The following is a 25003-nucleotide window of genomic DNA, read 5'->3' on the forward strand; positions in this document are numbered from 1 at the left end:
GTCGCCGGCATGCCCCGCACAGACGACCGCTTCACCGGCCGCATCGCCGGCATCGGCACGACCTCCGGCACGCGCGTCGTCGTCGGCATGTGGCAGAGCTCCCCGCTCGGCCGCTTCAGCGACGTGATGGTCGAGTCGCCCGACGGACACCGCACGCTGCTCGCCCCGACCGAGGTGATCGCCGAGTACGTGTCGTCGACGTACACGTTCGACGAGGTGCGGGTGGTGCCCGTGGCCGTCCACCGCGTCGACGGCGGCCTGCGGATCACCGCGGGCGACCTCGACGTGCGCCTCACCGTCGGGGGCGTCTCGACGCTCGGCATGCTGCTCCGGCTCGTCCCGCGCGGGCTGGCCACCCGCCCCGCGTGGCTGCGCGTCGTCGACCCGGTGGCCCGCGTCCTCGTGCGGGGTGCCCGGACGGCCGGCACCGCGGGCGGCGGCCGCCGTGAGTTCTACGGCGTCACCGTGGCCCGCCACGTGACGGCGGCCGAGGTCCGCGACGGCGACCGCCACCTGGGCACCCTCGCGCCCTTGTCGCCGCCGGTCCGCTTCGGCTTCGGCTCGGCTCCGGCGCAGCCGAGCCTCGTCGACGTGGTCAGCACGATCCGCCACGCCTGACCCCGGCCGCCGACCCCGGTCGTCGACCCCGGCCATCCGCCGACCACGGCTTCCCCCTGCCCGCCCGCCCGCGGGAATGCCCCCCGCCCCCGCCGGGTAGTACCTCGGTGACACGTCACCGTAGCCAGCCCCACCCCAAGGAGAACCCATGACCACCGTCCTCGTCCTCGTCGGCAGCCTGCGCTCCGGCTCCACGAACGCCCAGCTCGCCGAGGCCGCCGCGCAGGTCGCGCCCGTCGGTGCGACCCTGACCGTCTTCGACGGCATCGCCCAGCTCCCCTTCTACAACGAGGACGTCGACGTGCCCGGCTCCGTGCCGGAGGCGGCGGTCGCCTTCCGCTCCGCCCTCACCGACGCGGACGCCCTGCTGGTCGTCACCCCCGAGTACAACGGCACGATCCCCGCGGTGCTGAAGAACGCGATCGACTGGGCCTCGCGCCCCTACGGCGAGAGCGCCCTGGCCGGCAAGCCGACCGCGGTCATCGGCAGCGCGTTCGGTCAGTTCGGCGGCGTCTGGGCCCAGGACGAGGCGCGCAAGTCGCTCGGCATCGCCGGCGCCCGAGTGCTCGACGACGTCACGCTCAGCATCCCCGGCTCGATCGAGCGCTTCGCGGAGGTCCACCCCTCCGACGACGCCGAGGTCGCCGAGCAGCTGACCGTGGTCGTCGCCGCCGTCGTCGCCTCGACGGAGCCCGCCGCGGCCTGAGCCCCACGACGGGGCGACCCGGGGAGCGTCCTCGCGGTCGGCCCGTCGTCGGTGCCGTCCCCCGCTCTCAGCACCGCCGGGGGACACCGAGGAGGCGCGGGTCGGGCCCCCGAGAGGAGCCCCGTCCGGGGCGTTGTGGCTCACGGGGCCATGGGATAACGTCGGCTCGTCGCTCGACCGGGACGCCGACCCCTCGTCCCAGCCTCGTGGCGCACCCTCACCCCGTGCGTCGATGTCGGGCGCGGCCACCCGAACCCCGACAGGACCCGACCCATGCAGGCCCTCCCGCCTGACCGTCACCGGCGCCCCGAACGCCCGACGGCTGCCTCGCCCGTGCCCGTGCACCGGCCCCCGTCCTCCGCGCCCGCGCCTCGAGCGCCGCGCCACCTCGCGACCGCGCCGGTCGACGCCGTGCCCGCCGCCGCCCCCGCGACCCCCGAGCCCCCCGCCGAGTCCCGTCTCTTCGGCCGCGGCCTCCTCTACGTCGTCGTCTGGTCGTTGCAGCTCGTCGCCGGCACCGTCGTGTCGCCCGTGCTCGCGCACCTGCTCGGCGTCTCCGACTTCGGGGCGCTCGCGTCGGCGCAGGCGATCTTCCAGGTCGTCAGCGTGCTGGCCCTGCTCGGCCTCGACCAGGCCCTCGTCCTGCAGCACGCCGAGGACGGCGACGCCCGCGCCGCCCGCGGCCTCGTCGCCGTCGGCCTGGTGGTGTCGTTCGTGGCGACCGGAGCCGCCCTCGTCTCCGTGCCCCTGTGGGCCGGGGCGGCCGGGTTCGGCCCCGACCACGACCTCCTCCTCGTCGTCCTGCTGTGGACGGCGCCCTCCGCGGCCGTCCAGGTCATGCTCGCCCTCCTCCTCGCCGAGGACCGGTTCCGCGCCTTCGCGACGACGAGCATCGTCTCGGCCGTCGGCGGCCAGGTCATCGGCCTGACCCTCTTGCTGACGCTCGGGGGCGGCGCGCTCACCTACGCCTGGGGCAGCGTCGTCAGCCAGACGCTCGCGATGCTGCTCGGCCTCGTCCTGACGCGCCCGCGCCTCCGGGGCCTGGTCGACCGCGGAGTGACCCGTCGCGCGATCGCGTTCGGCGTGCCGCTCGCCCTCGCGAGCCTCGCCTACTTCGTCCTCAACGCCGGCGACCGGATCGTGCTGCAGCGCCTGCTCGGCCCCGACGCCGTCGGCCAGTACCAGGTGGCGTACGTGGTGGGCTCGTCGGTGATCCTGATGCTGTCGTTCACGTCGAACGCCTGGGCACCGCACTTCGCCCGCATGCGCGACGCGGTCGAGCGCACCGCCCTCGCCGTCCGCTCGCGCGACGAGATCTACCGGCTGCTGAACCCGGTCGTGCTCGCGATCACGCTGGTCACCCCGTTCGCGATGCCGATCCTCGTGCCGGCGAGCTTCGACCCGACGAGCCTCGTGGTGGTCGTCTGGGTGGTGGCCCTGACCGCCTACCCGGCGACGGCCGGCGGAGCCAGCGGCCGCCTCCTCACGATCGAGCGCAAGGCGGGCACGATCGGCGTCATCACGGCCGTCGCGGCGGCGGTCAACGTGGGCCTCAACTTCGTGCTGGTGCCGCTGCTCGGCATCCTCGGCGCAGCGGTCGCGACCGTGATCGCGTACTCGGTGCTGTCGGCGCTGCAGCTCCGCGTGCTGCCCACGCGGGCGAGCTGGCGCGGCGCCCCGGCTCCGCTGCTGTGGTCCGTGCTCGCCACGGTCGTCGTCGCCGGCGCCTCCACCCTGCTGCCCCAGACCCTCGAGTGGAACCTCGGCCGCGTGGTCGTCGCGCTCGCCTGCCTGCCGTGGTTCATCCGCCGCCTGGCCGCGGCCCGCCGAGGTCCCCAGCCCGAGGGCCCCGAGGAGTCGCGGGTCGAGCCCGCCGACGAGGGCCCCGAGGAGTCGCGGGTCGAGCCCGCCGACGAGGGCCCCGGGGAGTCGCGGGTCGAGTCCGCCACCAGCTCCGCCCCCGCGCCGCAGCCCGCCCCGAGCACCGCCCCGCACCCCGCCCCCGAGGAGACCCCGTGACCCGCGCCCCGCACCCCGCCGACCCGGCGCCCCGGCGGGTGGTGCTCGTCGACCTCTCCCGGCCCCTGCCCGACCTCGTGTCCGACGACCGGCACGCGACCGCCCTCGTGGTCGCGACCTGGCACGGGCGCCCCGTGGGGTCGCTCGAGCTCGCGCTCGACGCCGACCCGGAGGCGACGCGGGCACGGCTCGCGCCGCTGCTCGCGCTCGTGCCCGGGGCGCGCGCCGCGGAGCAGGCGCGACCTCCCCGCCTGGGTGACGACCGCCTCCCGAGCGTCACCGTGGTGGTGTCGACCATCGTCGCGCGTTGGGAGGACCTCGAGCTGATGCTCGACGGCTTCGCCCGGGTCGACCACCCGGACGTGGAGTTCCTCATCGTCGACAACCGGCCCGTGCTGCCGGCCGACGACGTCCTGCCCGGCCTGGTCACCGGGCGTGACCGCGTTCGGGTCGTCCACGAGTCCCGCCGGGGCATCTCGGCCGGGCGCAACGCCGGGGTCGCCGAGGCCCGCGGCGAGATCGTCGTCTTCACCGACGACGACGTGCGGGTCGAGCCCGACTGGCTCCGCGAGCTGACGCGGCCCTACGTCGACGACCCGTCGATCGACGCCGTGACCGGGCTCATCCTGCCCGCCGAGCTCGACACCCCGGCGCAGATCTGGTTCGAGCGGTACTACGGCGGGTTCAGCGGCGAGCGCACCTGGCAGCCGCTCGTGCTCACCCCGGAGCGGGCCGCGGGCGGGCTGCTCACCGGGGCACGCGTCCGCGTCGAGGCCGACGGCGAGCTCGTGCGGCGCTTCGCCGTCTACGGCGTCGGCGCCTTCGGGGCGGGGGCGAACATGTCGTTCCGGCGGAGCGCCCTGCACCGCATCGGCGGCTTCGACCTGGCCCTCGGCACCGGCACGCCGGCCCGCGGCGGCGAGGACCTCGCGGCCCTCGTCGGCGTGCTCTGGACGGGCGGGCGCATCGCCTACGAGCCGGGCGCCGTCGTCCACCACCGGCACCGTCGCGGCACCGACGAGCTGCTGCACCAGCTGCGCGGCAACGGCCTCGGCTTCACGGCGATGCTCACCGGGCTCGTGCTGCGCGACCCGCGGCACCTGCTCGGCCTCGCCTGGCAGCTGCCCCTGGCCGTGCGGTCGATGGCCCTCCAGAGCGTGCGCCGCATCGGGGGAGGCGCGGGGCCGGTCGACGAGGACGGCGCCGGGGGTCACGGCTCGGCCGGCGACGCCGACCACGGCTACCCGCGGTCGCTCGTGCTCTCCGAGCTGCGCGGCTACCCGTCCGGGCCCCGGGCGTACCTGGTGAGCCGTCGCGCCGCGCGGCGGAGCTCGTGGGTCGCGCCGGTCGACGAGCCGAGCTGGCCCGTGCGCGGCCGGGCAGGTCGGGCAGACAGCACCCGCGCGGCCGCGGGCGGCACCGCGACCGCGCCGGCGACCGCGGGCGGTGCCGGCGACCCGGCCCGCGACTCCCTCGTGCCCCGGCCGTGAGCGAGGGGCGGCCCCTGCGGGTGCTGACGACCGTCGAGACGCTCGCGCCGGTCGGCGGCGTCGAGGTCTGCACCCTGCAGGACGTCACGGGGCTGGCGGCCCGCGGGCACGACACGACGGTGCTCTGGCACGTCGACGGCGTGCACCGGGCGGCCTACGAGGCCGCCGGTGCGACGCTGCACGGGCCGTTCCGGTTCGACGCGGCGCCGCGGAGCGCTCTCGGCGACCTGGCGGCCTTCGGCCCGTCGGTGGCGGAGGCCCGACGGGCCCGCGCCGACGTGCTGTGGCTGAACCGCCCCGAGCAGATCGTCTGGGCGCAGGTCGCGAGGCGTGCCGCGGGCCTGCCCGTGGTGGCGCACCTGCACCACCTGCCGAACTACGACCGGACCCGCCTCGTCATGTCGGGGGTGGCCCACTTCGTGGCCGTCTCGCACCACATGGCGGCGGTCTGGGTGGCCGCGGGCCTCGAGCCCGAGCGCGTCACCGTCGTGCACAACGCGGTCGACCCGGGCGACTACCCCCTCGGCGGGCCGGCCGCGGCGGAGGCCGCGCGTCGAGCGCTCGGGCTCGACCTCGCGCCCGGCGCCCGCGTCGCGCTCGCCTACGGCCGGCTGACCGTCGGCAAGGGCGTCGACGCGCTCGTGAGGGCGTGGGGGAGGCTCGCGCTCGATCCGCGCCGGGCCGTGCTCTTGCTCGCCGGCCCCGAGCCCGACGCGGCCGTCACGGAGGCCCTCGACGCGCTGCCGCCGGGCAGCTGGCGACGGCTCGGGCTGCAGGGCGACGTCGTGCCGCTGCTGCACGCCGCGGACGTGGTCGTGATGCCGTCGGCCGAGCCGGAGGCCTTCGGCCGCGTGCTGGTCGAGGCGATGTCGACCGGGCGACCCGCGGTAGCGACGGCGGTCGGTGCCGCGCCCGAGGTGCTGACCGGGGAGTTCGCGCGCTTCCTCGTGCCGCCGCGCGACGAGGCGGCGCTGGCCGCGACGGTCGGCGCGGCCCTCGGGTGGCGCGAGGTCGATCCGGGGCTCGGCGAGCGGGCGCACGAGCACGTCGCGACGGCCTTCCCGCACGGTCGGCACCTCGACGAGCTCGAGGCCGTCCTGCGGCGGCACGCCCGCACGCGCTGAGCGGTGCGGCGGCGCGTGCGGCGGGTGGGTGCGGCTGCGGTGCGGCTGCGGTGCGGCTGCGCCAACCCAGGATTTCGTCTCGTCGAACATGCCTGACCAGCCCTTTCCGTGCGGTCCGACCCTCAGGGGCGTGCCAGGATCGTCGAGTTCCGCCGGGCGACGACGCCTCGTGCTCGTCTCCTCGAAAGGTCGTCCGTGAGCGTCTGGGCCCTCCTCCTCATCGCCGTCGGCGTCTCCGCCGACGCCTTCGCCGTCGCCCTCGGCAAGGGCCTCCACCTTCGGGCGCGGGCCCTGCGCAACGCCGTCGTCATCGCCCTGGCCTTCGGCGCCGCCCAGGCCCTGATGCCGCTCGTCGGCTGGCTGCTGGGCACGGCGTTCGCCCCGGTCATCTCCGGCGTCGACCACTGGATCGCCTTCGGCCTGCTCGCGCTGGTCGGCGGCAAGATGATCTGGGAGGCCGCGCGGGCCCACCCCGACGACGACGTCGACGCCGACCGGGTGCCGCTGCGCGAGCTCGTCGTGCTGTCGGTGGCGACGAGCATCGACGCGTTGGCGGTGGGCGTGACGCTGGCGTTCCTGCCGGTGTCGATCGGCGCGTCGGTCGCGCTGATCGGCGTCACGACGGCGGTGCTGACGTTCGTCGGCGTGCTCGTCGGGGCGAAGGTGGGGGCGGCGCTGGGCCGCCCGGCCGAGATCGCGGGCGGCGTCGTGCTCGTGCTGATCGGGACGAGCATCCTGCTCGAGCACCTCGGCGTGCTCGCGTAGAGCGCGCGGCCCGGCGCGGCCCGCCCCGGCGTCGAGCGTTCAGGGGCGAGCCGCACCCCGGGGCCGCTGCCGTCGCGGGCGGCCGCTGTGCCCTGAACCGTCGACGGGCGCCGGGCCTCGGCTCAGCCGTCGTACCGGTCGATCGTCGCCCAGTCGATCTCGACGTGCCCCGCGCCGTCCGGCGGCGTCTCGCCGGCCGCCTCGACCTGCATCACCCAGTGCATCGACGCCGTCGGCAGCGCCTCGCTCGTGGTGGCCCACACGCGGTCGTCGACGAGGTAGTCGATCCGGTCGGGCCGCCACTCGATCGTGTACGTGTGCCAGCCGTCGAACGAGACGCCGGTGTCGCCGACGAACGAGTTGACCGACGGGTCGCCCGGCGTGTGGTTGTAGCCGCGCACCGTGCCGTCGAGGCGCCCCTCGGGGAAGTCGACCTCGCCGTCGTCCCAGTCGTTGTCGTCGCTCCACAGCAGGAAGGCCGCGTAGAAGCCGGGCACCGCGTCGGCGCGCATCCGCACGCTGAACCGCCCGTGCACCTGCCCGCCCCACTCGCCGCCCACGAGCGGCACCACCGCGGCGCTCGTGACGGCGCCGTCGCCGGCCGACACCGCGAGGTCGAGCACGCCGTCGCGCACCGACACCGCGTCGGCCCGGTAGTCGCCGATGCCCGACGTGTCGGTGAAGCCGTCGTAGGCGACCCAGCTGTCGTCGTACCGACCGGGGAAGCGCCCGGCCGCGACCGGGTGCGCGAAGTCGTCCGAGAAGGTTCGGGTCCAGCCGGGGCCCGAGCTCGTCGGCATGGCCTGGCCGCTCGCGGCCGGAGCGGCGGCCGCCCCGGTGCCGTCTTCCGTCGAGGGCGCAGGGGCGGCCGTCGAACTCGTCGAGCCCGTCGGCCCGGGGCTCGGCGTGCCGGAGGGGCGGTCGGTCACGTCGGGGTGCCTCCCGGGCGTCGAGGTCGAGGTGGAGGTCGAGGTGGGGCCGCCTGAGTCGTCGGCCTGCCGCGCCGTGCTCGTCGACACGGTGGCCGCCACGGCCACGGCGACGGCTACGACGAGCAGCCCCGCGGCCGCGACGACGCGCCTCGGGCGCGGGGGTCTGCGGGGCACGTCTCAGCTCTCCGGCCGTCCGCGTCGGGGTCGCCGCGAGCAGCTCGCGGCCGGGAGGGCCGTCGACAGCCTCGCCGCAGGGGGCTCCGCGGTCAAGCCGAGCGGCCGTCCTGCCCGCAGAAACGCCCTGATGCCACCCGTTCGAGGGTCGCGGGGCCTCCGGGGTGCCGAGCTACACTCGCAGGACCGGCAGGCTACCCGCGCCCGCCGTACCCGAACGACGCCGGCCTCGACCGTGCGTGCCCGCGACCCCTCCGCCCCGCCCCACCCAGGCTCGGCGGGCGAGCACGTCCCTCCCCGCCGACGGCAACCCCTGGAGATCGCTCGTGCCCCGAGTCGTCCCCGTCACCGTGAGCGCGCGCCCCGACGGCGTGCACCCCGAGCTCCCGCGCGACGGAACCCCCCTGCCCGTCCCGACGATGGGCCCTGCGTCGCGCCTCGCGGCCGCCGCGCTCGTCGCCCTCACCCTGCTCGGCCTCGCGGTCGCGCTGGTCGCCGACCTCGTCGTGCTGCGCCAGGCGACCGCCACGGTCTTCCTGCTGCTCGAGCTCGGCGTCGCGCCGGCGCTCCTCGCGCGCCCGCTGCGCGCCTCCCGCTTCGCCCTGGTGGCCCTGGTCGGCGGTCTCGTCGCCGCGGTGCTGATCGGCATCACGATGGCGACCCTGCACGTGTGGGTGCCCGTCCCCGCGGCCGTCGTCGTCGCTGCCGCCACCGTCGTGGTGCTGGCGGTCGCGGTGCGACGCGACCTCCGGGCACTCCGCGACGGGCGCCTCCCGCAGGCCCCGACGGACGAGCAGCCCCGACCCGACCACGACCCCCGGGCCCAGGACCCCCCGGCCCTGGCCGCCGAAGCCCCCGCGGAGGCGCGGGCCGCGTCGACCGCCCGCCTCCCGCTGGTGCCCCTCGCCACCGTCGCCGGGGTCGCCCTCGTGGTCGTGGCGTCGCTGCTCGTCCGGGGCGACCCGCCCCCCGGCGGCCTGCTCTCGATCGAGGGCCCGCTGTGGTGGGCCGGCCTCGTGCTGCTCGTGGCGGCCGCGGTCGTCGCCGTCGTGTCGCGGCGCAGCCCGGCGCTGCCCCTGATGAGCCTGAGCGGCGTCGCGGTGCTCTCGCAGGCGATCGCCTACGGCACCCCGACGATGGTCTCCGCGGCGCGGCACGTCGGCGTGGTCGAATCGATCCGGGCGAACGGCGGCACGTCGACCGGCGTCGACATCTTCCAGTCGTGGTCGGGGCTGTTCGCGGCCGTGGCCTGGGCCGCCGACGTCGCGGGCCTCCACGACGTGATGGTGGTCGCGACCTGGTGGCCGGTGATGATCAGCCCGCTGATCACCCTCGCGGCGACCGTCCTCGCGGCGAGGTTCCTCACCGACGACGGCCGTGCCTGGATCGCGGGCGGGCTGTTCGGCCTGACGCTCACGCTCAACACCCTGTACTTCTCGCCCCAGTCGCTCGGCGTCGTGCTCTCGCTGTCGGTCTTCGCGCTGGCCCTCAGCGGCCGCCCGCCGATCTCGGGCGCGCGACGTCGGTCGCGCCCTGCGTCGGTCGCGCCGTGGCGCCTCGCCGCCGTGCTGGCGCTGGGCTGTGCCCTCGCCGTCACGCACCAGATCTCGCCGTACCTCACCACGGCGGCGCTGGTCGTGTTCGTCGCGTTCCGGCTGGTCCGCCCGTGGTGGCTGCCGGCGCTGGTGCTGGTGCCCGCCGTGCTGTGGGCGCTGTCGAACGCGTCGGTGCTCGGCGCCTTCCTGCTGCCGACCGCCTTCGGCGACGTGGTGTCGAACGCCGCGCCGCCCGCGCACTCGGCCGCGACCCTGCCCGTGCCGCTCGTCAAGACCCTCGCCTTCGCGCTGCCCGCGGCCGTGCTCGTGCTGCTCGGCCTCGTGGCCCTCGTGACACTGCTGCTGCGCCGGCGCGACCGCCGCGCCTGGGCGCTGGCCGTCGCGGCGGTCAGCCCGGTGAGCCTGGTCGTCGCCACGAACTACGGCGCCGAGGGCATCTTCCGCGTCACGCTGTTCGCCGCCCCGTGGCTGAGCATCCTGGCCGCGGCGCTGCCGTGGCACCGGCTGCTGCCGGGGCTGGCCCGGTCGTCCGCCCGCGCCCGCCGGGGCGCCGCCGTGGTCGCGACGTCGGTCGCGCTGGTCGTCGTGGTGGGCGTGAACGTCTTCGGCGCCACCGCCCTCGACTGGAACAGGGTCGCGAGCGCCGACACGACGCGCGTCACCGCCCGCTACGAGGAGACCGCGGCCGCCGGCGCCGCACTGCTCGTGCCCGGCACCGGCAACGCCACCCCCGGCGCCCGCACGGCCCGCTACGACCAGGTGCAGTACCTCACCCGCGAGGCGCTCGGCGGCTGGCCCGACACGTCGTCGTACGACGCCGCCGCCGACGAGGCGCGACTCACCTCGGGCCTCGAGGCGTGGGACGCGACCGAGCGGTGGGTCCTCGTCTCCGACGTCGTCGGCGCCTACGACGACCGCTACGGCTTCCAGTCGTACGACGACTACACCGAGCTCGCCGCGGCGTTCGCGGCCGACGGCCGCTGGGAGGCCGTCATGACGACGCCCACCGCCACCCTCTACCGACTGAGCACGACAGGAGCCGGCGATGAGTGAGCCGACCAGCACGACGGCCCCGAGCCGGGGGGAGTCGCGGGTCGGCACCCGCAGGACGCCCCGGCGCCCGGCCCCCCGCGCCGCCCGCGCCGTCCGCGCCGTCCGCGCGGTCCGCCTCGTGGCGGTCGCCGTCGCCGCGCTGGCCCTCGTGCCCCTGTTCGTCGGGCCGCTGGCCGCCCCCGCCGAGGCCGCGACCACCGGCACCGCCGCCCTGCCCGCCGCGCCGTCGCTGCGGCAGTCCGGCTGCACGGCCGGCACCACGCTCTCGGTCGTCGCGCACCAGGACGACGACCTGCTCTTCCAGAGCACGGCCCTCGGTGCCGACCTCCGCGCCGGGCGCTGCGTCACCACGGTCTACGTCACCGCGGGCGACGCGGGGCGTGCGTCGACCTACTGGCGCGGCCGCGAGGCCGGGGTCCGGGCGTCCTACGCGCAGACGCTCGGCGTGGCCGACACGTGGACGTCGACGACCGTCTCGCTCGGCGGTCGCGCCGTCGGGCTCTCCCGCCTCGGCGGGTCGGCCAAGGTCCAGATGATCTTCCTCCACCTCCCCGACGGCGGCCTCGACGGCAAGGGCTTCGCGGCCACGGGCCGGCAGAGCCTGCCCCAGCTGTGGGCGGGCACGCGGTCGCGCCTCAGCACCGTCGACGGGCTGACGAGCTACTCGCTGGGCGAGCTCCGGGCGCAGCTCGTCACGATCATGAAGGGGGTGGCCCCGACCAACGTCGACACCCTCGACCACGTCGGAGCGATCGACGACGGCGACCACCCCGACCACCACGTCGTCGCCTACCTGACCGACGCGGCGCGGCAGCAGCTCACCACCGCGCCCGGCTTCGCCGGCTGGCGGGGCTACGGCCTCTCGCAGGTCCCGGTGAACCTCACCGACGACCAGGTGCGGGCCAAGTCGCTCGCGTTCTTCCGGTACGCGGCCTCCGACGACGGCACCTGCGCCAGCTGGGACGCCTGCTGGGGCCGCCCGGAGTACTCCTGGCTGTCGCGCGAGCAGACCGTCGGCACGCCGACCACGACCGCCCCGGGCGGGGGGCCCGTCACCACGACGCCCGTCACCACGACCCCGACGGCTCCCACCACCCCGGCCACCCCGGCGACCGACGTGACCGCCGGCGCGGTCGCGACCGCCAGCTCCGAGAACGGCGCCGACGGCCAGACCGCCGCCGCCGCGATCGACGGCGTCGCCGACGGCTACCCCGGCGTCGCCTCCGCCGAGTGGGCGACGGTCGGCGGTCGCGCCGGCTCGTGGCTCCAGCTCACCTGGGCCGCGGCCCGCAGCGTCGACCGGCTGGTGCTGAGCGACCGTCCGAACGCGGACGACCAGGTGACGGGCGCGACCCTTGCCTTCTCCGACGGCTCGACCGTCACGGTGCCCGCGCTGGCGAACGGGGGAGGCGCCACCACCGTCTCGTTCCCGGCCCGCACCGTCTCGTCGGTGCGCGTCACGGTGACGGCCGTGTCGTCGACCACCCGCAACGTCGGCCTGGCCGAGGTGCGGGTGCAGTCGACCACCGCCGCGACCACGACGCCGGCCCCCGCCCCCACCCGGGTCGACGTCACCGCCGGCGCCGTCGCGACGGCCGCGTGGGACGACCCGTCGACGGGCCAGACCGCCGACAAGGCGATCGACGGCGTGGCCGACGGCTACCCGACCGCGCCCACCGCCGAGTGGGTCGCCCCCTGGGGCCGCACCGGAGTCACCCTGACCCTGACCTGGCCCTCGGCGGTGACGACCGACCAGGTCGTGCTGCACGACCGGCCCAACGGCTCCGACCAGGTGACCGCCGGCACCCTGACCTTCTCCGACGGCTCGACCGTCGACGTGCCCGCCCTGGCCGACGACGGCTCGGCCACGACCGTGTCGTTCCCGAGCCGCAGCACCACGTCGGTCCGCTTCACCGTCACCGGGGTCAGCGCCAGCACGGGCAACGTGGGCCTGGCCGAGATCCGGGTGCGGGGCACGCGCTAGGCGAGCCGCGGGGCGGGCGGGCGGCCGCCTGCCCTCCGGCCGCCTGCCCGCCGGCCGCCTGCCCGCCTGCCCGCCTGCACGACGAGAGGCGCGGTGCCGACCGGCACCGCGCCTCCTCGCTGCTCCCGTCGACCGACGGGCGCCGCCTAGCGGCGGCCGAGCCGCCGCTCGCCGCCCGTGCCGAGCGTGTAGGGCAGGCTGTAGTAGGCGAACAGCTCCTGCTCGCGCTGGGCCTCGAGCTCGCCGTCGGTCTCGATCGACGGCGCCTCCTTCGCGAGCTTCTTGTCGAACTGCACCTTGAGGTGCTTCGGCGCGACGAGCGCGCCGTCGAGCGGCACGAAGACGAGGCGGGTGCGGCCGAGGATGCCGACCTGGACGGCGGCGAACGACGGCACGTCGCTCGACGTGTCGAAGTAGATGCTCTCGAGCGTGCCGATCTTGTCGCCGGTGGGGTCGACGACCGCGAGGCCGACCCAGTCTCGGAGGTTCTCCGGTTCGAACATGGCGTGACCTCTCTGCCGCCCCGGCGTGGTCCGGGGTCGTGCGCCTCCGACGGTACCGGCCCGGCCCGTCGTGCGCCCTGCCGCGCGGCGGGTCGCGTCGAGCTCTCAGGAGACGGCGTGGCGGCGTGCCCCGGGTGGCACGATGGGCGCATGTCGCTCCTGAGCCCTCGACACGACGCCGCCCGCCCCGACGAGGCCGGCGCCGCCGGGCGCCTGCTCGTGGTCGACGTGGCCGACGGCGGCCGCGACGACCCCGCGTTCGAGGCCGAGCTGCAGCGGCTCACCGCCTCCGTCGTCGCCGCCGCCGAGGCGCTCGGCCTCGTGGTCGACCGCGTGGCCGCCGCGCAGGCCGGCGACGACGAGCTCGGGCGCCGGCTGGCCGCGGCCGACGCCGTCGTCCTCACCGGCGGCGAGGACGTCGACCCGTCGACCTACGGCGGCGACGTCGCCGAGCCGCACGGCGGTCAGACCTTCCCCGACGCCGACCGGGCGCAGATCGCCCTGGTGCGCGCGGCCGTGGCGGCGCGCACGCCGCTGGTCGGCATCTGCCGCGGCATGCAGCTCGTGAACGTCGCCCTCGGCGGCGACCTCGTGCAGCACCTCGACGGCCACGTCGCCGCCGACGTCGACGACAGCATGGTCGACCACGTCGTGAGCGTCGCCGACGACAGCAGCCTCGCCGGCGTGCTCGGGGCGACGACCCTCGACGTGCGCAGCTCGCACCACCAGGCCGTCGCCCGGCCCGGGCGGGGCCTCCGCGTGGTCGCCTGGGCCGCCGACGGCACGGCCGAGGCGATGGAGCACGAGGAGGCGCCCCTCTGGTGCGTGCAGTGGCACCCGGAGGACGCGGGGTCGCGCGGCACCGTCCTCACCGACCTGCTCGTCGCGGCGCGCGACGCCGCCCGCGCCGACCGGGTGCGTGCGCCCAGGGCGTAGCCCGGCCCGCTCGGGGGCCTTGCGGGCGGGGGAGGGGGCCGTGTCACACTGGAAGGACAGCGCCCTCGTCGTGGAGCGGCAACACCCCCACACCCGTCACATCTGACCCGCGACGAGTGCGCAGCGCCCCGGCCTCGGCCCCGGCGCGTCCCGACGCTCGTCGTCGTGCGCCTCCGTGCGGGAGAACGGAGGCCCTCGTGACCGACACCACCACCCGCCCCGCCGACCGGCCCGAGACCGAGCCCGTCCGCGTGCCCTCGACCTACACGGGCTCGATGCGCGTCAGCGACGTCGGCACCGCCGACCGCGCCGCCGAGGCCGCCGCCGCCCGCGGCACCGTCCACGTGCTGACCCCGTCGGCCGTGGTCGGCATCGCCGTGCTCGGCCTGTCGACCTTCCTCGCCATCACCACCGAGCTCATGCCGGTCGGCCTCCTGTCGACGATGAGCGTCGACCTCGGCGTCTCCGAGTCGCGCATGGGCGTGGTGGTCACGGTCTACGCGCTCGCCGTCGCCCTGCTCGCCCTGCCGCTCACCTGGGCCACGGCCCGCGTGCCGCGCAAGGCCGTGCTCGTGACCACGCTCGTCGGCTACACGGCGTCGAACCTCATCGTGGCGCTGGCCCCCTCCTTCGCCGTGGTGTGCGCCGGCCGGGTCGTCGGCGGCGTCGCGCACGCCCTCTTCTTCTCCGTCGCGTCGGCCTACGCGACGCGCATCGTGCCTCCCCGGCTGGCCGGCCGCGCGATCGCGTTCGTCTACTCGGGCAGCTCGCTCGGCTTCGTCATCGGGGTGCCGCTCGCGACGACGGTCGGCGACCACCTCGGCTGGCGGGCCGCCGTCGGGGCCGTGGCCGCCGCCTCCGCGCTGCTCGCCGTCGTCGCGGTGGCGTTCCTGCCCGCGGTGCGGGGCGAGTCGTACCCGCACGTCGGCTCGGTCCGGTCGTGGGCCCGCACCGGGCTGCTCGCCGTGGTCGTCGCCGACCTGCTGCTCTTCGCCGGGCACTACGTGGTCTACACGTACGTCGGGCCGTACCTCGTGACCGCGGGCCTCGGCGACGACGCGGTCGGCACGGCGCTGCTGGTGCTCGGCGCGACCGGCGTGGTCGGGCTGCTGACGGCGGGCGCCTTCGTCGACCGCGCCCCGCGGCAGACCCTCCTCGTCGCCGTGGCGACGATGGCCGTGGCCCTCGCGGCCCTGCCGCTGGTGCACGGCTCGCTCGTCGGCACCTTCGTCGTCGCGGGCGTCTGGGTCGCCGCGAACGGCACGACCGGCACCCTCTTCATGGCGGCGGCGATCCGCGCGGGCGGCGTCAGCCCCGACATCGCGGGCGCGCTGATCAACGCGGGCTCGAACGTCGGCATCGCCGGCGGCGCGGCGCTCGGCGCGCAGCTGACCGGGGTCACCGGCCTCGGCGCGCTGCCGTTCTCGGCGGCGGTGGTCGTCGCCGCGAGCTTCGTCGTGGTGGCGCTGGCCCGCCGCGGCTTCCCCCGTCACGGCCACGCGCAGGAGCAGCTGTCGACGTCGAGCCTCCGCACCATCACGTCGTCGGTCGCGGCCGTGACCGGGTCGGTGGCGGTGGTCCGCGGGCCGGCGACGGGCTCCGGCCCGGCCGTCACGGGCGGCCGCCGCCGCTGAGCCCGGGCCCGACCCGGCCCGACCCGACCCGACCCGACCCGACTCAGCCCGACCCAGCGCAGAGCGACCCCCGCCCCCGCTCCCCGCGACCCGCCGCAACGCGGCGCAACGCGCCCCCGGCCGGAGGCGCGGTGTGGCATCGTCGTCGACGTGACCGACACCGAGACCCGCCCCAAGCAGCTCATCCTCAACCTGTTCGAGATGAACTGCGTCGGGCACATCACGCACGGCCTCTGGCGCCTGCCGGGCAACCACCGTCGCGAGTACACCGACATGGCGTACTGGATCGAGCTGGCCCGCCTCGCCGAGAGCGGCGGCTTCGACGCCGTCTTCCTCGCCGACGTGCTGGGCACGTACGACGTGTACGGCGACAGCCCCGCCCCGGCGCTGCTCGAGGGCATCCAGGCGCCGGCGAACGACCCGATGCTGGTCGTGCCCGTCATGGCCGCCGTCACCGAGCACCTCGGCTTCGGCGTCACGGCGTCGACGAGCTACGAGCCGCCGTTCGCGTTCGCCCGCCGCATGTCGACCCTCGACCACCTCACGAAGGGGCGGGTCGGCTGGAACGTCGTCACCTCGTACCTGCCGAGCGCCGCCCGCAACTTCGGCCTCGACGACCAGATCCCCAAGGAGGAGAGGTACGCCCGCGCCGCGGAGTACCTCGAGGTCCTCTACGCCCTGTGGGAGGGCTCGTGGGAGGACGACGCCGTCGTCGCCGACCCCGCGGCCGACGGCCTGGCTCCCGGCTCGGGCGTCTACACCGACCCGTCGAAGGTGCACGCGATCGACCACGTGGGCCGGTTCTTCCGGGTCGCCGGCCCGCACCTCAGCGAGCCGTCGCCGCAGCGCACCCCGGTGCTCTTCCTCGCGACCGCGTCGCCCACGGGCGTCGCGCAGGCCGCCCAGCACGCCGAGGTGGTGTTCACCGGCGGCCGGGCCGTGCGTCAGGTGGCCGAGGCGACGCGCGCCGCGGCCGTCGAGGCCGGCCGGTCGGCCGACGACGTGTCGTTCATCGTCCAGGCCGGCGTCGTCACGGCCGAGACCGAGGCGGCGGTGGCCGAGAAGCTGGCCCTCTACCGGTCGTTCGCGAGCGAGCAGGGCGCGCTCGTGCACCGCAGCGTCCCGTTCGACGCCCCGTCGCACCCGCGCGACCGCACGGTGCGCGAGGCCCTCGAGGCGGAGGGGCGGCTCGACCACCCCGGGGCGGCGGCTCTGCCGCTCGACATCACCGTCGGCCAGCTGGTCGACAGCGTCGACGAGGCCTGGGGCGGCGCGTTCTTCGTGGCCGGCACCCCGACGGTCGTCGCCGACGAGATCGAGCGCTGGCTCGACGAGGAGGGCATCGACGGCATCAACCTCCGCCAGTACCACTCCTTCGACACGCTGCGCGACTTCGTCGAGCTCGTCGTGCCCGAGCTGCGGCGGCGAGGCAGGGTGCGTGAGGCGTACGTGCCGGGGCAGACCCTGCGTGAGCGGTACACCGGGGGCGGCCCGCGCCTCCCCGACTCCCACCCCGCGGCGGCGCACCGCCGCTGACGGGGCCGTGCCGGAGGCGGTGGTCGCGCCCCGGGGGAGGGCTCGGCCTAGCGGGCGGTCCCGGCCCGGTAGCGCGCCGGGGTCGGCGGCACGCGCAGCCAGGCGGTGCGGGTGACGCCGTCGCGCGAGACCCACTCGACGAAGACGGTGCCGAGCACGGCCAGCTCGTCGAGCTCGCCGGGCGTGGCGATGCCGACGGAGGCGCCGCGACGGAGGGACGACGCGGTGCGGACGACGTCGTGCGGCAGCTCGACCGACACCCGGCGCGGCGTCTGGCCGCCGATCGCGCGGAGCACGAGGCAGGTGCCGAGGGGCACGGCGGGGTCGCTGCCGTCGTTCGGCGACTGCAGGTACGTGAGGTAGAAGCGGGGGGCGCTGCGGCGGCGGAGGGCGACGACGCGCTCGGGCCGGACGGAGGCGGGGTCGACGCGGGGGCGGGTCCGGCCGCGGGCGCCGAGGCGCGCGCCGGTCGCGGTGACGCCGTCGGCGTCGGAGCTGGTGGTGCTCATGCTGGAGGGTCCCCTGGTCGTGGTGGTGCGGCGCCGTCCTGTCGGCGCATGCCAAGGCAACCGCACGGCCGGTGTCCGCGCAACGGAGGACACGGGCCCAGTTGGGGGGACACCTCGACCCCAGAGAAGGGGGACCGGCCGCCTCGGGCGCACGGAGTGAGCGCTCACGTAGACTGGTCACCGCCATCCGAGCCGAAGGAGTCTCATGCACAACTGGGCCGCCAACGTCGAGTACTCGACGACCGACCTCCGCCGTCCGGCCACCGTCGACGAGCTGCGCGACGTCGTCGCCTCCAGCCGCCGCGTCAAGGCGCTCGGCTCGCGCCACTCGTTCAGCCGCATCGCCGACACCGACGGCGTGCTCGTCTCGACCGAGGCGCTGGGCGTGCCGATCGAGCTCGACGCCGACCGCGACGTCGTCCGCGTCGGCGCGGCCGCCACGCACGCCGTGCTGGCCCGCGAGCTGCAGCGCCAGGGCCGGGCCCTGCCCAACCTGGCCTCGCTGCCGCACATCTCGGTCGCCGGAGCCGTCCAGACGGGCACCCACGGCTCGGGCGTCGGCAACCCCGCCCTGTCGGCCTCGGTCAGCGCGGTCGAGATCGTCCGCGCCGACGGCTCGCTCGACGTCGTCCGCCGCGGCGACGAGGCCTTCGAGGCGACGGTCGTCGGCCTCGGCGCCCTCGGCGTCGTGACGGCCCTCGAGCTCGACACCGTGCCGACGTTCGACGTCGTGCAGACCGTCCACCAGGGGCTGCCCTGGGCCGCCGCGCTCGAGCAGCTCGACGCCGTGCTCGCCCACGCCTACAGCGTCAGCCTGTTCACCCGCTACACCGGCGACGACGTGGAGCAGGTCTGGAGCAAGGCCCGGGTCGACGGTGTCGGCTCGTCGGGCCTCGACCTCCGCGAGCTCGGCGCGCGCCCGGCCGAGGCCGCGCTGCACATGCTGCCCGACACGGCCGCCGACGCCGTGACGCCCCAGCTCGGCGAGCCCGGGCCGTGGCTCGACCGGCTGCCGCACTTCCGCGCCGAGTTCACGCCGAGCGCGGGGGAGGAGATCCAGAGCGAGTACCTGGTGCCCGCCGAGCACGCGGCCGCGGCCGTCGAGGCGCTCCGGGCGATCGGCGACCGGCTCGCCGAGGTCATCTTCGTCAGCGAGATCCGCACGGTCGCGCCCGACGCGGCGTGGCTGAGCCCGAGCGGCGGCCGGCAGAGCGTCGCCTTCCACTTCACCTGGCGGCGTCAGGCGGAGGCGGTGCTGGCGGTGCTGCCGCTGGTCGAGGAGGCGCTGGCCGGCTTCGACGCACGACCGCACTGGGGCAAGGTGGCGACCCTCGACCACGAGACGCTGCGCGCCCGCTACCCTCGCCTCGACGACTTCGCGGCGCACGCCGCCGCCGTCGACCCGGAGGGTCGCTTCCGCAACGCCCACCTCGACACCGTCGCCCTCGGAGGACACCGTGCCTGACGTCACCACGACCACCCCCACCACGACCACCCCTGCCGCCGGCCCGCTGCCGGTCAGCGGCGCGCCCGTCTCGCTCGAGCACGGCGCGTACAGGGCCGAGCTCGCGGCCGTCGGCGCGACCCTCCGCAGCCTCACGCACGACGGCCGCGACCTGGTCGTCCCGTTCGCGGCCGACGTGGTCCGCCCGCTCTACCGCGGGGCGCTGCTCGCGCCGTGGCCGAACCGCATCGTCGACGGCGCCTACGACGAGGCGGGCGAGACCCTGCAGCTGCCGCTCAACGAGGTCGAGCGGGGGCACGCCCTGCACGGGCTGGTCGGCTGGTCCGAGTGGCGCGTGGAGTCGAGCGAGCGGCACCGCGCCTCCCTCGTGACGGAGCTCGCCCCGAGCGACGGCTACCCCTGGCGGCTGGCGCTCCGTGCGACCTACGAGCTCGGCGACGCCGGCCTCACCACGACCGTCGAGGCCACCAACGTCGGCGTCGGCGAGGCGCCCTACGGCGTCGCGCCGCACCCGTACCTCGTCGCCGGCGAGGGCCGGGTCGACGACTGGGCCCTGACCCTGCCGGCCGACAGCTACCTCGAGGTGACCGACGACCGCCTCGTGCCGACCGGCGTGCACGGGGTGACCGAGCGCGAGGGCTTCGACTTCCGCGAGGGGCGCGTCGTCGGCGAGACCTTCGTCGACCACGCCTTCACCGAGCTCGCCCGCACCGGCGAGGGCCAGGTCGCGACGGCACGGCTGACGGCGGCCGACGGCCGGGGCGTCGAGATGACCTGGGGCCCCGAGCTGCCCTGGGTGCAGGTGCACACGGCCGACCGCCCGGAGCGTGAGAACGACCGCGTCGGCCTCGCCGTCGAGCCGATGACCTGCCCGCCCGACGCCTTCACGAGCGGCATCGACCTGGTGCGCCTCGCTCCGGGCGAGAGCCACGTCGCGAGCTGGACGATCACGGCGATCTGACGCTGACGGCTCGGGCGCCCGGGCCGCCGGGTGCCTGCGCCCGCCGCCCTACGCGCTGAGCGCCTCGTGGCCGAGCGGCTCCGACTGCCAGGTGACCGCCGACACCGTCCCGGTCGACAGCCGCAGCAGGGCGGCCTCGAGCGCGCGGCGGGTGCGGCGCCCGGCCAGCTCGTCGCGCACCACGACGTCGAAGCGCAGCAGATCGGGCAGCTCCGTGAGCAGCACCGTGCCGGCGTCGGCGAGCTGCACGAGGTACTGCCCCTCGTCGACGCGGGCGGCCGCGTGCTCGGCCAGCAGGCGGCGTGACAGCCAGAACAGGCCGGCGCTGTCGTGCGCGGTGTGGACGGTGGCGGTCACGGCGAGCATGCAGTCATGGTGCCTCGTCATCCGCTCAGGCCCGTGAACGCCGTGTTGCGAACGTGTGAACCATGCCGGATGCGCGGACGACTTGACATCGGACGGATGCTCATTCAGTATTGCCCCGAACCACCCGATGTGAGCGCTCACATGACAGTGATCGAGCACGACGGTTCACTCCGAGACACGTTCTCTGACGAAGAGGTCACCGTGAACACCAGCACCCCCGACGGCTCGCGCGCCACCCCCGCGTCGACCGTCCGCCCCCGCCGCTCGCCGGCGGCGACCGCGCCCGACGCGCCCGCGTCGCCGACCCGCGGCGCGGCTCGCCGCGCCCCCGTCACGGCCCTCGACGCCGTCTGACCCCCGACCCCCGACGGGCGCTCACGCACCCCGTCGGCCCGTCCCCGACGCGGCCCCGCCGCCGACCAGGACGCGCTCCACCGGCCAGCCCGGCACGCCCTCCCGCGTGCCTCCCCGGCCGTCCGCACCACCGAGCACCACGCACGAGCACCACCCTTCAGCACCACCTCCACAGCATCACCATCCGTCATCGACGACGCCGTCGAGATGACACGGACACGAAGGAATCACCGTGAAGAACAAGAAGCTCATCGTCGGCATCGTCGCCGCCGGTCTGGCGATCTCCCTGGCCGGCTGCTCCGGCGGAGCGGGCGGCCGCGGCGGCGACAGCGGCAGCGGCAGCAGCGGCGGGGACAACTCCGGCGCCCTCGTCGGCGTCGCGATGCCGACCAAGGTCTCCGAGCGCTGGATCAAGGACGGCGACGCCGTCAAGAGCGCCCTCGAGGACAAGGGCTACAAGGTCGACCTCGAGTACGCCGACAACAAGATCCCCCAGCAGGTCCAGCAGGTCAGCAACATGATCACCAAGGGCGCCAAGGTGCTCATCGTCGCCTCGATCGACGGCGGCTCGCTGAGCGACCAGCTCGACTCGGCCGCCAAGGCCGGCATCAAGGTCATCTCGTACGACCGCCTCCTCACCGGCAGCGAGAACGTCGACTACTACGTGTCGTTCGACAACTACAAGGTCGGCGTCGACCAGGCCACCAGCCTGCTCACCGGCCTCGGCCTCGCCGATGCCGACGGCGCGAAGATCGACGGCGCGGCCGCCAAGAACATCGAGGTCTTCGCGGGCAGCCCCGACGACAACAACGCGACGTTCTTCTTCAACGGCGCGATGGAGACCCTCAAGCCCTACCTCGAGGACGGCTCGCTGACGATCGGCTCCGGCCAGGACCAGTTCACGCAGGCCGCCACGCTGCAGTGGGACCCGGCGACCGCCAAGGCCCGCATGCAGAACCTGATCGCCTCGACCTACTCGGGCGGCACGAAGCTCGACGGCGTGCTGTCGCCCTACGACGGCATCTCGATCGGCATCATCTCGGCGCTCGAGGGCGCCGGCTACAGCGACTCGGCGCTGCCGATCGTGACCGGCCAGGACGCCGAGGCCGCCTCGGTCAAGTCGATCATCGCCGGCCAGCAGTACTCGACGATCTACAAGGACACCCGTCAGCTCGCTGACCAGTCCGTCGTGATGGCCGACGACATCCTCAACGGCAAGACGCCCGAGACGAACGACGACAAGACGTACGACAACAAGGCGAAGGTCGTCCCGACGTACCTCTTCCAGCCCACCATCGTCACGAAGGACAACTACAAGGAAGTCCTCGTCGACAGCGGCTACTACACCGAGGACGACCTCAAGTAGGTCACGCCCCCTCGGGGCGGGGGAGGCGCGGCTGACGCCAGCCGCGCCTCCCCCCTCCCCGGCCCCCTCAGCACCACCCACACGGAAGAAGGAACAGTGGCGAACACGATCCTGGAGATGCGCGACATCACCAAGACGTTCCCCGGCGTCAAGGCCCTGCAGGACGTCACGCTGGAGGTCGAGCGCGGCCAGGTCCACGCGATCTGCGGCGAGAACGGCGCCGGCAAGTCGACGCTGATGAAGGTGCTCTCGGGGGTCTACCCCGCTGGCTCCTTCGACGGTCAGATCCTCCTCGACGGCCAGCCCGTCGAGTTCAAGAACATCAACGACTCCGAGGCCGCGGGCGTCGTGATCATCCACCAGGAGCTCGCCCTCAGCCCCTTCCTGTCGATCGCCGAGAACATCTTCCTCGGCAACGAGCAGTCCAAGGGCGGCTTCATCGACTGGAACAAGACCAACCTCGACGCCGCGGGCCTGCTCGCCCGGGTCGGCCTGCGTGACAACCCCATCACGAAGGTCACCGACATCGGCGTCGGCAAGCAGCAGCTCGTCGAGATCGCCAAGGCCCTCTCGAAGAAGGTCAAGCTGCTCATCCTCGACGAGCCCACGGCGGCGCTGAACGACGACGACTCGGCCCACCTGCTCGACCTCATCAAGAGCCTGCAGGGCCAGGGCATCACGTCGATCATCATCAGCCACAAGCTCAACGAGATCAAGGAGATCGCCGACAAGGTCACGATCATCCGCGACGGCAAGACGATCGAGACCCTCGACATGCACGCCGGCGAGGTCTCGGAGGACCGCATCATCAAGGGCATGGTCGGCCGCGACCTCGAGAGCCGGTACCCGGCCCACGAGTCGTCCATCGGCGAGGAGCTCCTCCGCATCGAGGACTGGACGGTCCACCACCCGCTCGACGCGTCGCGCGAGATCATCCACCAGGCCAACCTGGCCGTCGCGGCCGGCGAGATCGTCGGCATCGCGGGCCTCATGGGCGCCGGCCGCACCGAGCTCGCGATGAGCGTCTTCGGCAAGAGCTACGGCACCGGCATCTCGGGCACCGTCTACAAGCGCGGCGAGAAGATCGACACCAGCACGGTGACCAAGGCCATCGCGGCCGGCATCGCCTACGCCACCGAGGACCGCAAGAAGTACGGCCTCAACCTGATCGACGACATCCAGCGCAACGTCTCCGGCTCCGCGCTCCGGAAGCTCGCGAAGCTCGGCTTCGTGAACGGCTCCGAAGAGAGCACGGTCGCCGAGCGCTACCGGAAGAGCATGAACATCAAGGCGCCCACCGTGGCGGCCGTGACGGGCAAGCTCTCCGGCGGCAACCAGCAGAAGGTCGTGCTCTCCAAGTGGATGTACGCCGACCCCGACGTGCTCATCCTCGACGAGCCCACCCGCGGCATCGACGTCGGGGCGAAGTACGAGATCTACACGATCATCAACCAGCTGGCCGACCAGGGGAAGGGCGTCATCGTCATCTCCTCCGAGCTCCCCGAGCTGCTCGGCATCTGCGACCGCATCTACACCCTCTCGGAGGGGCGCATCACGGCCGACGTGCCGATCGCCGACGCCACCCCCGAGTTCCTCCTGAAGTACATGACCCTCGAGCGAGAGAGCCCCGTCAATGAGCGCGCCTAGCCCCACCCAGGCCACCGAGCCCAAGCCCACCGGAACGGGGAACTCCTCGCCGCGCGGCCAGTCCGGCTCCGGCAACCCGATCACCGGCGCCGTGTCGTACCTGGCCGGCCAGCTGCGTCAGATCGGCCTGTTCATCGCGCTGATCGTCATCGTGCTGTTCTTCCAGATCACGACCAACGGCATCACGCTCGCGCCGATCAACGTCTCGAACCTGGTCGTCCAGAACAGCTACATCCTGATCCTCGCCATCGGCATGGTGATGGTCATCATCGCCGGCCACATCGACCTCTCGGTCGGCTCCGTCGTCGCCTTCACCGGCGCCATGGCCGGCGTCATGATCACGCAGTGGGGACTGCCCTGGCCCGTGGCCGCGGTGCTCTGCCTCGTGATCGGCGCCCTGGTCGGCGCCTGGCAGGGCTTCTGGATCGCCTACTTCGGGATCCCGGCGTTCATCGTCACGCTGGCGGGCATGCTCGCCTTCCGCGGTGCGGCGCAGATCGCCCTGCAGAACCAGCAGATCTCGCCCTTCCCCCAGGGCTTCCGCAACATCGGCTCCGGCTTCCTCCCGGCGTTCGGCACGACGGGCTACGAGCCGCTCACGCTGATCCTCGGCGTGATCGCCTCGGTCGCCCTGATCGGCACGGGCCTCCGCGGCCGAGCCATCCGTCGCAAGTACCAGCTCGAGGACGAGCCCTTCCTGTGGTTCATCACGAAGATGGTCTTCACGGTCGCCCTCGTCATGTACATCGGCTTCCTCCTCGCCAGCTACTCGGGCACCCCGATCGTGCTGGTCGTGCTCGCCGTGCTCGTCGTCGTCTACTCGATGGTGATGAAGAACTCGGTCTTCGGCCGCCACGTCTACGCCATCGGCGGCAACCTGCACGCCGCTGAGCTGTCGGGCGTCAAGACCAAGCGCGTGACGTTCCTGCTGTTCGTCAACATGGGCGTCATCTCGGCCCTCGCCGGCCTGGTCTTCACCGGCCAGCTCAACCTCGCCAGCCCCAGCGCCGGCAACGGCTTCGAGCTGGACGCCATCGCGGCCGTCTTCATCGGCGGCGCGGCGGTCACGGGCGGCATCGGCACGGTCACCGGCGCCATCGTCGGCGGCCTGATCATCGGCATCCTGAACAACGGCATGTCGATCCTCGGCGTCGGCACGGAGTACCAGTCGCTCATCAAGGGCCTGGTGCTGCTCGCCGCGGTCGCGTTCGACGTCTTCAACAAGCGTCGCGCCGCGTCCTCCACCAAGTAGGAGGCGAGACGTCGACCGGTCGGTCGGTCGACGACACGAGGAGGCGCGGGTCG

General features: G+C 74.7%; 21 protein-coding genes. 17 read left to right on the top strand and 4 right to left on the bottom strand.

The genetic code is table 11. The annotated features are described in order from the left end of the window. Positions 1-9: 9 nt before the first annotated feature. The 6 genes from FHR77_RS01555 (at position 10) to FHR77_RS01580 (ending at position 6722) form a co-directional block, all read left to right on the top strand. On the top strand, positions 10-618 hold the full coding sequence (locus FHR77_RS01555; protein ID WP_167258281.1) for a hypothetical protein: 609 nt from the start codon (positions 10-12) through the stop codon (positions 616-618). A 148-nt stretch (positions 619-766) separates the two neighbouring features. Continuing rightward, entirely contained in the window at positions 767-1324 is a 558-nt protein-coding gene (locus tag FHR77_RS01560) for an NADPH-dependent FMN reductase (RefSeq protein WP_167258283.1), read from the top strand. A gap of 411 nt (positions 1325-1735) precedes the next feature. Further along, on the top strand, positions 1736-3343 hold the full coding sequence (locus FHR77_RS01565; RefSeq protein ID WP_167258285.1) for an oligosaccharide flippase family protein: 1608 nt from the start codon (positions 1736-1738) through the stop codon (positions 3341-3343). Further along, the gene (locus FHR77_RS01570; RefSeq protein ID WP_167258287.1) at positions 3340-4833 is read left to right on the top strand and encodes a glycosyltransferase; all 1494 of its coding nucleotides are present in this window, start codon (positions 3340-3342) and stop codon (positions 4831-4833) included. The genes FHR77_RS01565 and FHR77_RS01570 overlap by 4 nt, the downstream gene beginning before the upstream one ends. A 20-nt stretch (positions 4834-4853) precedes the next feature. After that, positions 4854-5957 (top strand): glycosyltransferase, encoded by a 1104-nt coding sequence (locus FHR77_RS01575; RefSeq protein WP_167258289.1) that lies wholly within the window; start codon positions 4854-4856, stop codon positions 5955-5957. Between the two features lie 195 nt (positions 5958-6152). Continuing rightward, the gene (locus FHR77_RS01580; RefSeq protein ID WP_167258291.1) at positions 6153-6722 is read left to right on the top strand and encodes a manganese efflux pump; all 570 of its coding nucleotides are present in this window, start codon (positions 6153-6155) and stop codon (positions 6720-6722) included. Positions 6723-6844: 122 nt separating this feature from the next. On the opposite strand, the gene FHR77_RS16310 is transcribed toward FHR77_RS01580, so the two are convergent. After that, entirely contained in the window at positions 6845-7828 is a 984-nt protein-coding gene (locus FHR77_RS16310; RefSeq protein ID WP_167258293.1) for a family 16 glycosylhydrolase, read from the bottom strand. 326 nt (positions 7829-8154) lie between these two features. Here FHR77_RS16310 and FHR77_RS01590 point away from each other — a divergent pair, with 326 nt between their 5' ends. Together FHR77_RS01590 and FHR77_RS01595 are read left to right on the top strand one after the other, a co-directional pair. Beyond that, positions 8155-10437: a hypothetical protein gene (locus FHR77_RS01590; protein ID WP_167258295.1), complete on the top strand. Its 2283-nt coding sequence runs from the start codon at positions 8155-8157 to the stop codon at positions 10435-10437. Continuing rightward, positions 10430-12421, top strand: coding sequence for a DUF7402 domain-containing protein (locus tag FHR77_RS01595; RefSeq protein ID WP_167258297.1), 1992 nt, complete (start codon positions 10430-10432; stop codon positions 12419-12421). The genes FHR77_RS01590 and FHR77_RS01595 overlap by 8 nt, the downstream gene beginning before the upstream one ends. 146 nt (positions 12422-12567) lie before the next feature. Here the strand turns inward: FHR77_RS01595 and FHR77_RS01600 are convergent, their stop codons facing one another. After that, entirely contained in the window at positions 12568-12924 is a 357-nt protein-coding gene (locus FHR77_RS01600; RefSeq protein ID WP_056052725.1) for a PRC-barrel domain-containing protein, read from the bottom strand. Between the two features lie 150 nt (positions 12925-13074). Between FHR77_RS01600 and FHR77_RS01605 the strand changes: the two genes are divergently transcribed. The 3 genes from FHR77_RS01605 (at position 13075) to FHR77_RS01615 (ending at position 17030) form a co-directional block, all read left to right on the top strand. After that, complete coding sequence (locus tag FHR77_RS01605) at positions 13075-13860, top strand: gamma-glutamyl-gamma-aminobutyrate hydrolase family protein (RefSeq protein WP_167258299.1); 786 nt, start codon at positions 13075-13077, stop codon at positions 13858-13860. A 197-nt stretch (positions 13861-14057) separates the two neighbouring features. After that, entirely contained in the window at positions 14058-15494 is a 1437-nt protein-coding gene (locus FHR77_RS01610) for an MFS transporter (protein WP_167258301.1), read from the top strand. A gap of 150 nt (positions 15495-15644) precedes the next feature. Next, on the top strand, positions 15645-17030 hold the full coding sequence (locus tag FHR77_RS01615; RefSeq protein WP_341777177.1) for an NtaA/DmoA family FMN-dependent monooxygenase: 1386 nt from the start codon (positions 15645-15647) through the stop codon (positions 17028-17030). Positions 17031-17077: 47 nt separating this feature from the next. Here FHR77_RS01615 and FHR77_RS01620 read toward each other — a convergent pair whose 3' ends face one another. Further along, the gene (locus tag FHR77_RS01620; protein WP_167258303.1) at positions 17078-17539 is read right to left on the bottom strand and encodes a hypothetical protein; all 462 of its coding nucleotides are present in this window, start codon (positions 17537-17539) and stop codon (positions 17078-17080) included. A 205-nt stretch (positions 17540-17744) separates the two neighbouring features. Between FHR77_RS01620 and FHR77_RS01625 the strand changes: the two genes are divergently transcribed. Continuing rightward, positions 17745-19004, top strand: coding sequence for a D-arabinono-1,4-lactone oxidase (locus FHR77_RS01625; RefSeq protein WP_167258305.1), 1260 nt, complete (start codon positions 17745-17747; stop codon positions 19002-19004). Beyond that, complete coding sequence (locus tag FHR77_RS01630) at positions 18997-19965, top strand: aldose 1-epimerase family protein (protein ID WP_341777178.1); 969 nt, start codon at positions 18997-18999, stop codon at positions 19963-19965. The genes FHR77_RS01625 and FHR77_RS01630 overlap by 8 nt, the downstream gene beginning before the upstream one ends. A gap of 48 nt (positions 19966-20013) precedes the next feature. Here the strand turns inward: FHR77_RS01630 and FHR77_RS01635 are convergent, their stop codons facing one another. After that, a complete protein-coding gene (locus FHR77_RS01635) occupies positions 20014-20331 on the bottom strand; it encodes a hypothetical protein (RefSeq protein ID WP_056052739.1) in 318 nt (105 codons plus the stop codon). Between the two features lie 201 nt (positions 20332-20532). Here FHR77_RS01635 and FHR77_RS01640 point away from each other — a divergent pair, with 201 nt between their 5' ends. From FHR77_RS01640 to mmsB, 4 genes are all read left to right on the top strand, one after another. Beyond that, positions 20533-20685, top strand: coding sequence for a hypothetical protein (locus FHR77_RS01640; RefSeq protein ID WP_167258307.1), 153 nt, complete (start codon positions 20533-20535; stop codon positions 20683-20685). A gap of 232 nt (positions 20686-20917) precedes the next feature. Beyond that, positions 20918-22051: a multiple monosaccharide ABC transporter substrate-binding protein gene (chvE, locus tag FHR77_RS01645; RefSeq protein WP_167258309.1), complete on the top strand. Its 1134-nt coding sequence runs from the start codon at positions 20918-20920 to the stop codon at positions 22049-22051. Between the two features lie 96 nt (positions 22052-22147). Beyond that, a complete protein-coding gene (gene mmsA, locus FHR77_RS01650; RefSeq protein WP_167258311.1) occupies positions 22148-23698 on the top strand; it encodes a multiple monosaccharide ABC transporter ATP-binding protein in 1551 nt (516 codons plus the stop codon). Continuing rightward, a complete protein-coding gene (gene mmsB, locus FHR77_RS01655) occupies positions 23685-24950 on the top strand; it encodes a multiple monosaccharide ABC transporter permease (protein ID WP_167258313.1) in 1266 nt (421 codons plus the stop codon). The genes mmsA and mmsB overlap by 14 nt, the downstream gene beginning before the upstream one ends. Positions 24951-25003: the final 53 nt, after the last annotated feature.

Origin of the sequence: Frigoribacterium endophyticum, from assembly GCF_011759585.1 — a bacterium.
Classification (GTDB): domain Bacteria; phylum Actinomycetota; class Actinomycetes; order Actinomycetales; family Microbacteriaceae; genus Frigoribacterium; species Frigoribacterium endophyticum.

What these genes read in the sequence shown, in the direction of transcription:
- FHR77_RS01555 (WP_167258281.1), top strand. Translation starts at nt 10, where the DNA reads ATGCCCCGCACAGACGACCGCTTCACCGGCCGCATCGCCGGCATCGGC.
- FHR77_RS01560 (WP_167258283.1), top strand. Translation starts at nt 767, where the DNA reads ATGACCACCGTCCTCGTCCTCGTCGGCAGCCTGCGCTCCGGCTCCACG.
- FHR77_RS01595 (WP_167258297.1), top strand. Translation starts at nt 10,430, where the DNA reads ATGAGTGAGCCGACCAGCACGACGGCCCCGAGCCGGGGGGAGTCGCGG.
- FHR77_RS01600 (WP_056052725.1), bottom strand. Translation starts at nt 12,924, where the DNA reads ATGTTCGAACCGGAGAACCTCCGAGACTGGGTCGGCCTCGCGGTCGTC.
- FHR77_RS01605 (WP_167258299.1), top strand. Translation starts at nt 13,075, where the DNA reads ATGTCGCTCCTGAGCCCTCGACACGACGCCGCCCGCCCCGACGAGGCC.
- FHR77_RS01620 (WP_167258303.1), bottom strand. Translation starts at nt 17,539, where the DNA reads ATGAGCACCACCAGCTCCGACGCCGACGGCGTCACCGCGACCGGCGCG.
- FHR77_RS01625 (WP_167258305.1), top strand. Translation starts at nt 17,745, where the DNA reads ATGCACAACTGGGCCGCCAACGTCGAGTACTCGACGACCGACCTCCGC.
- FHR77_RS01635 (WP_056052739.1), bottom strand. Translation starts at nt 20,331, where the DNA reads ATGCTCGCCGTGACCGCCACCGTCCACACCGCGCACGACAGCGCCGGC.
- mmsB (WP_167258313.1), top strand. Translation starts at nt 23,685, where the DNA reads ATGAGCGCGCCTAGCCCCACCCAGGCCACCGAGCCCAAGCCCACCGGA.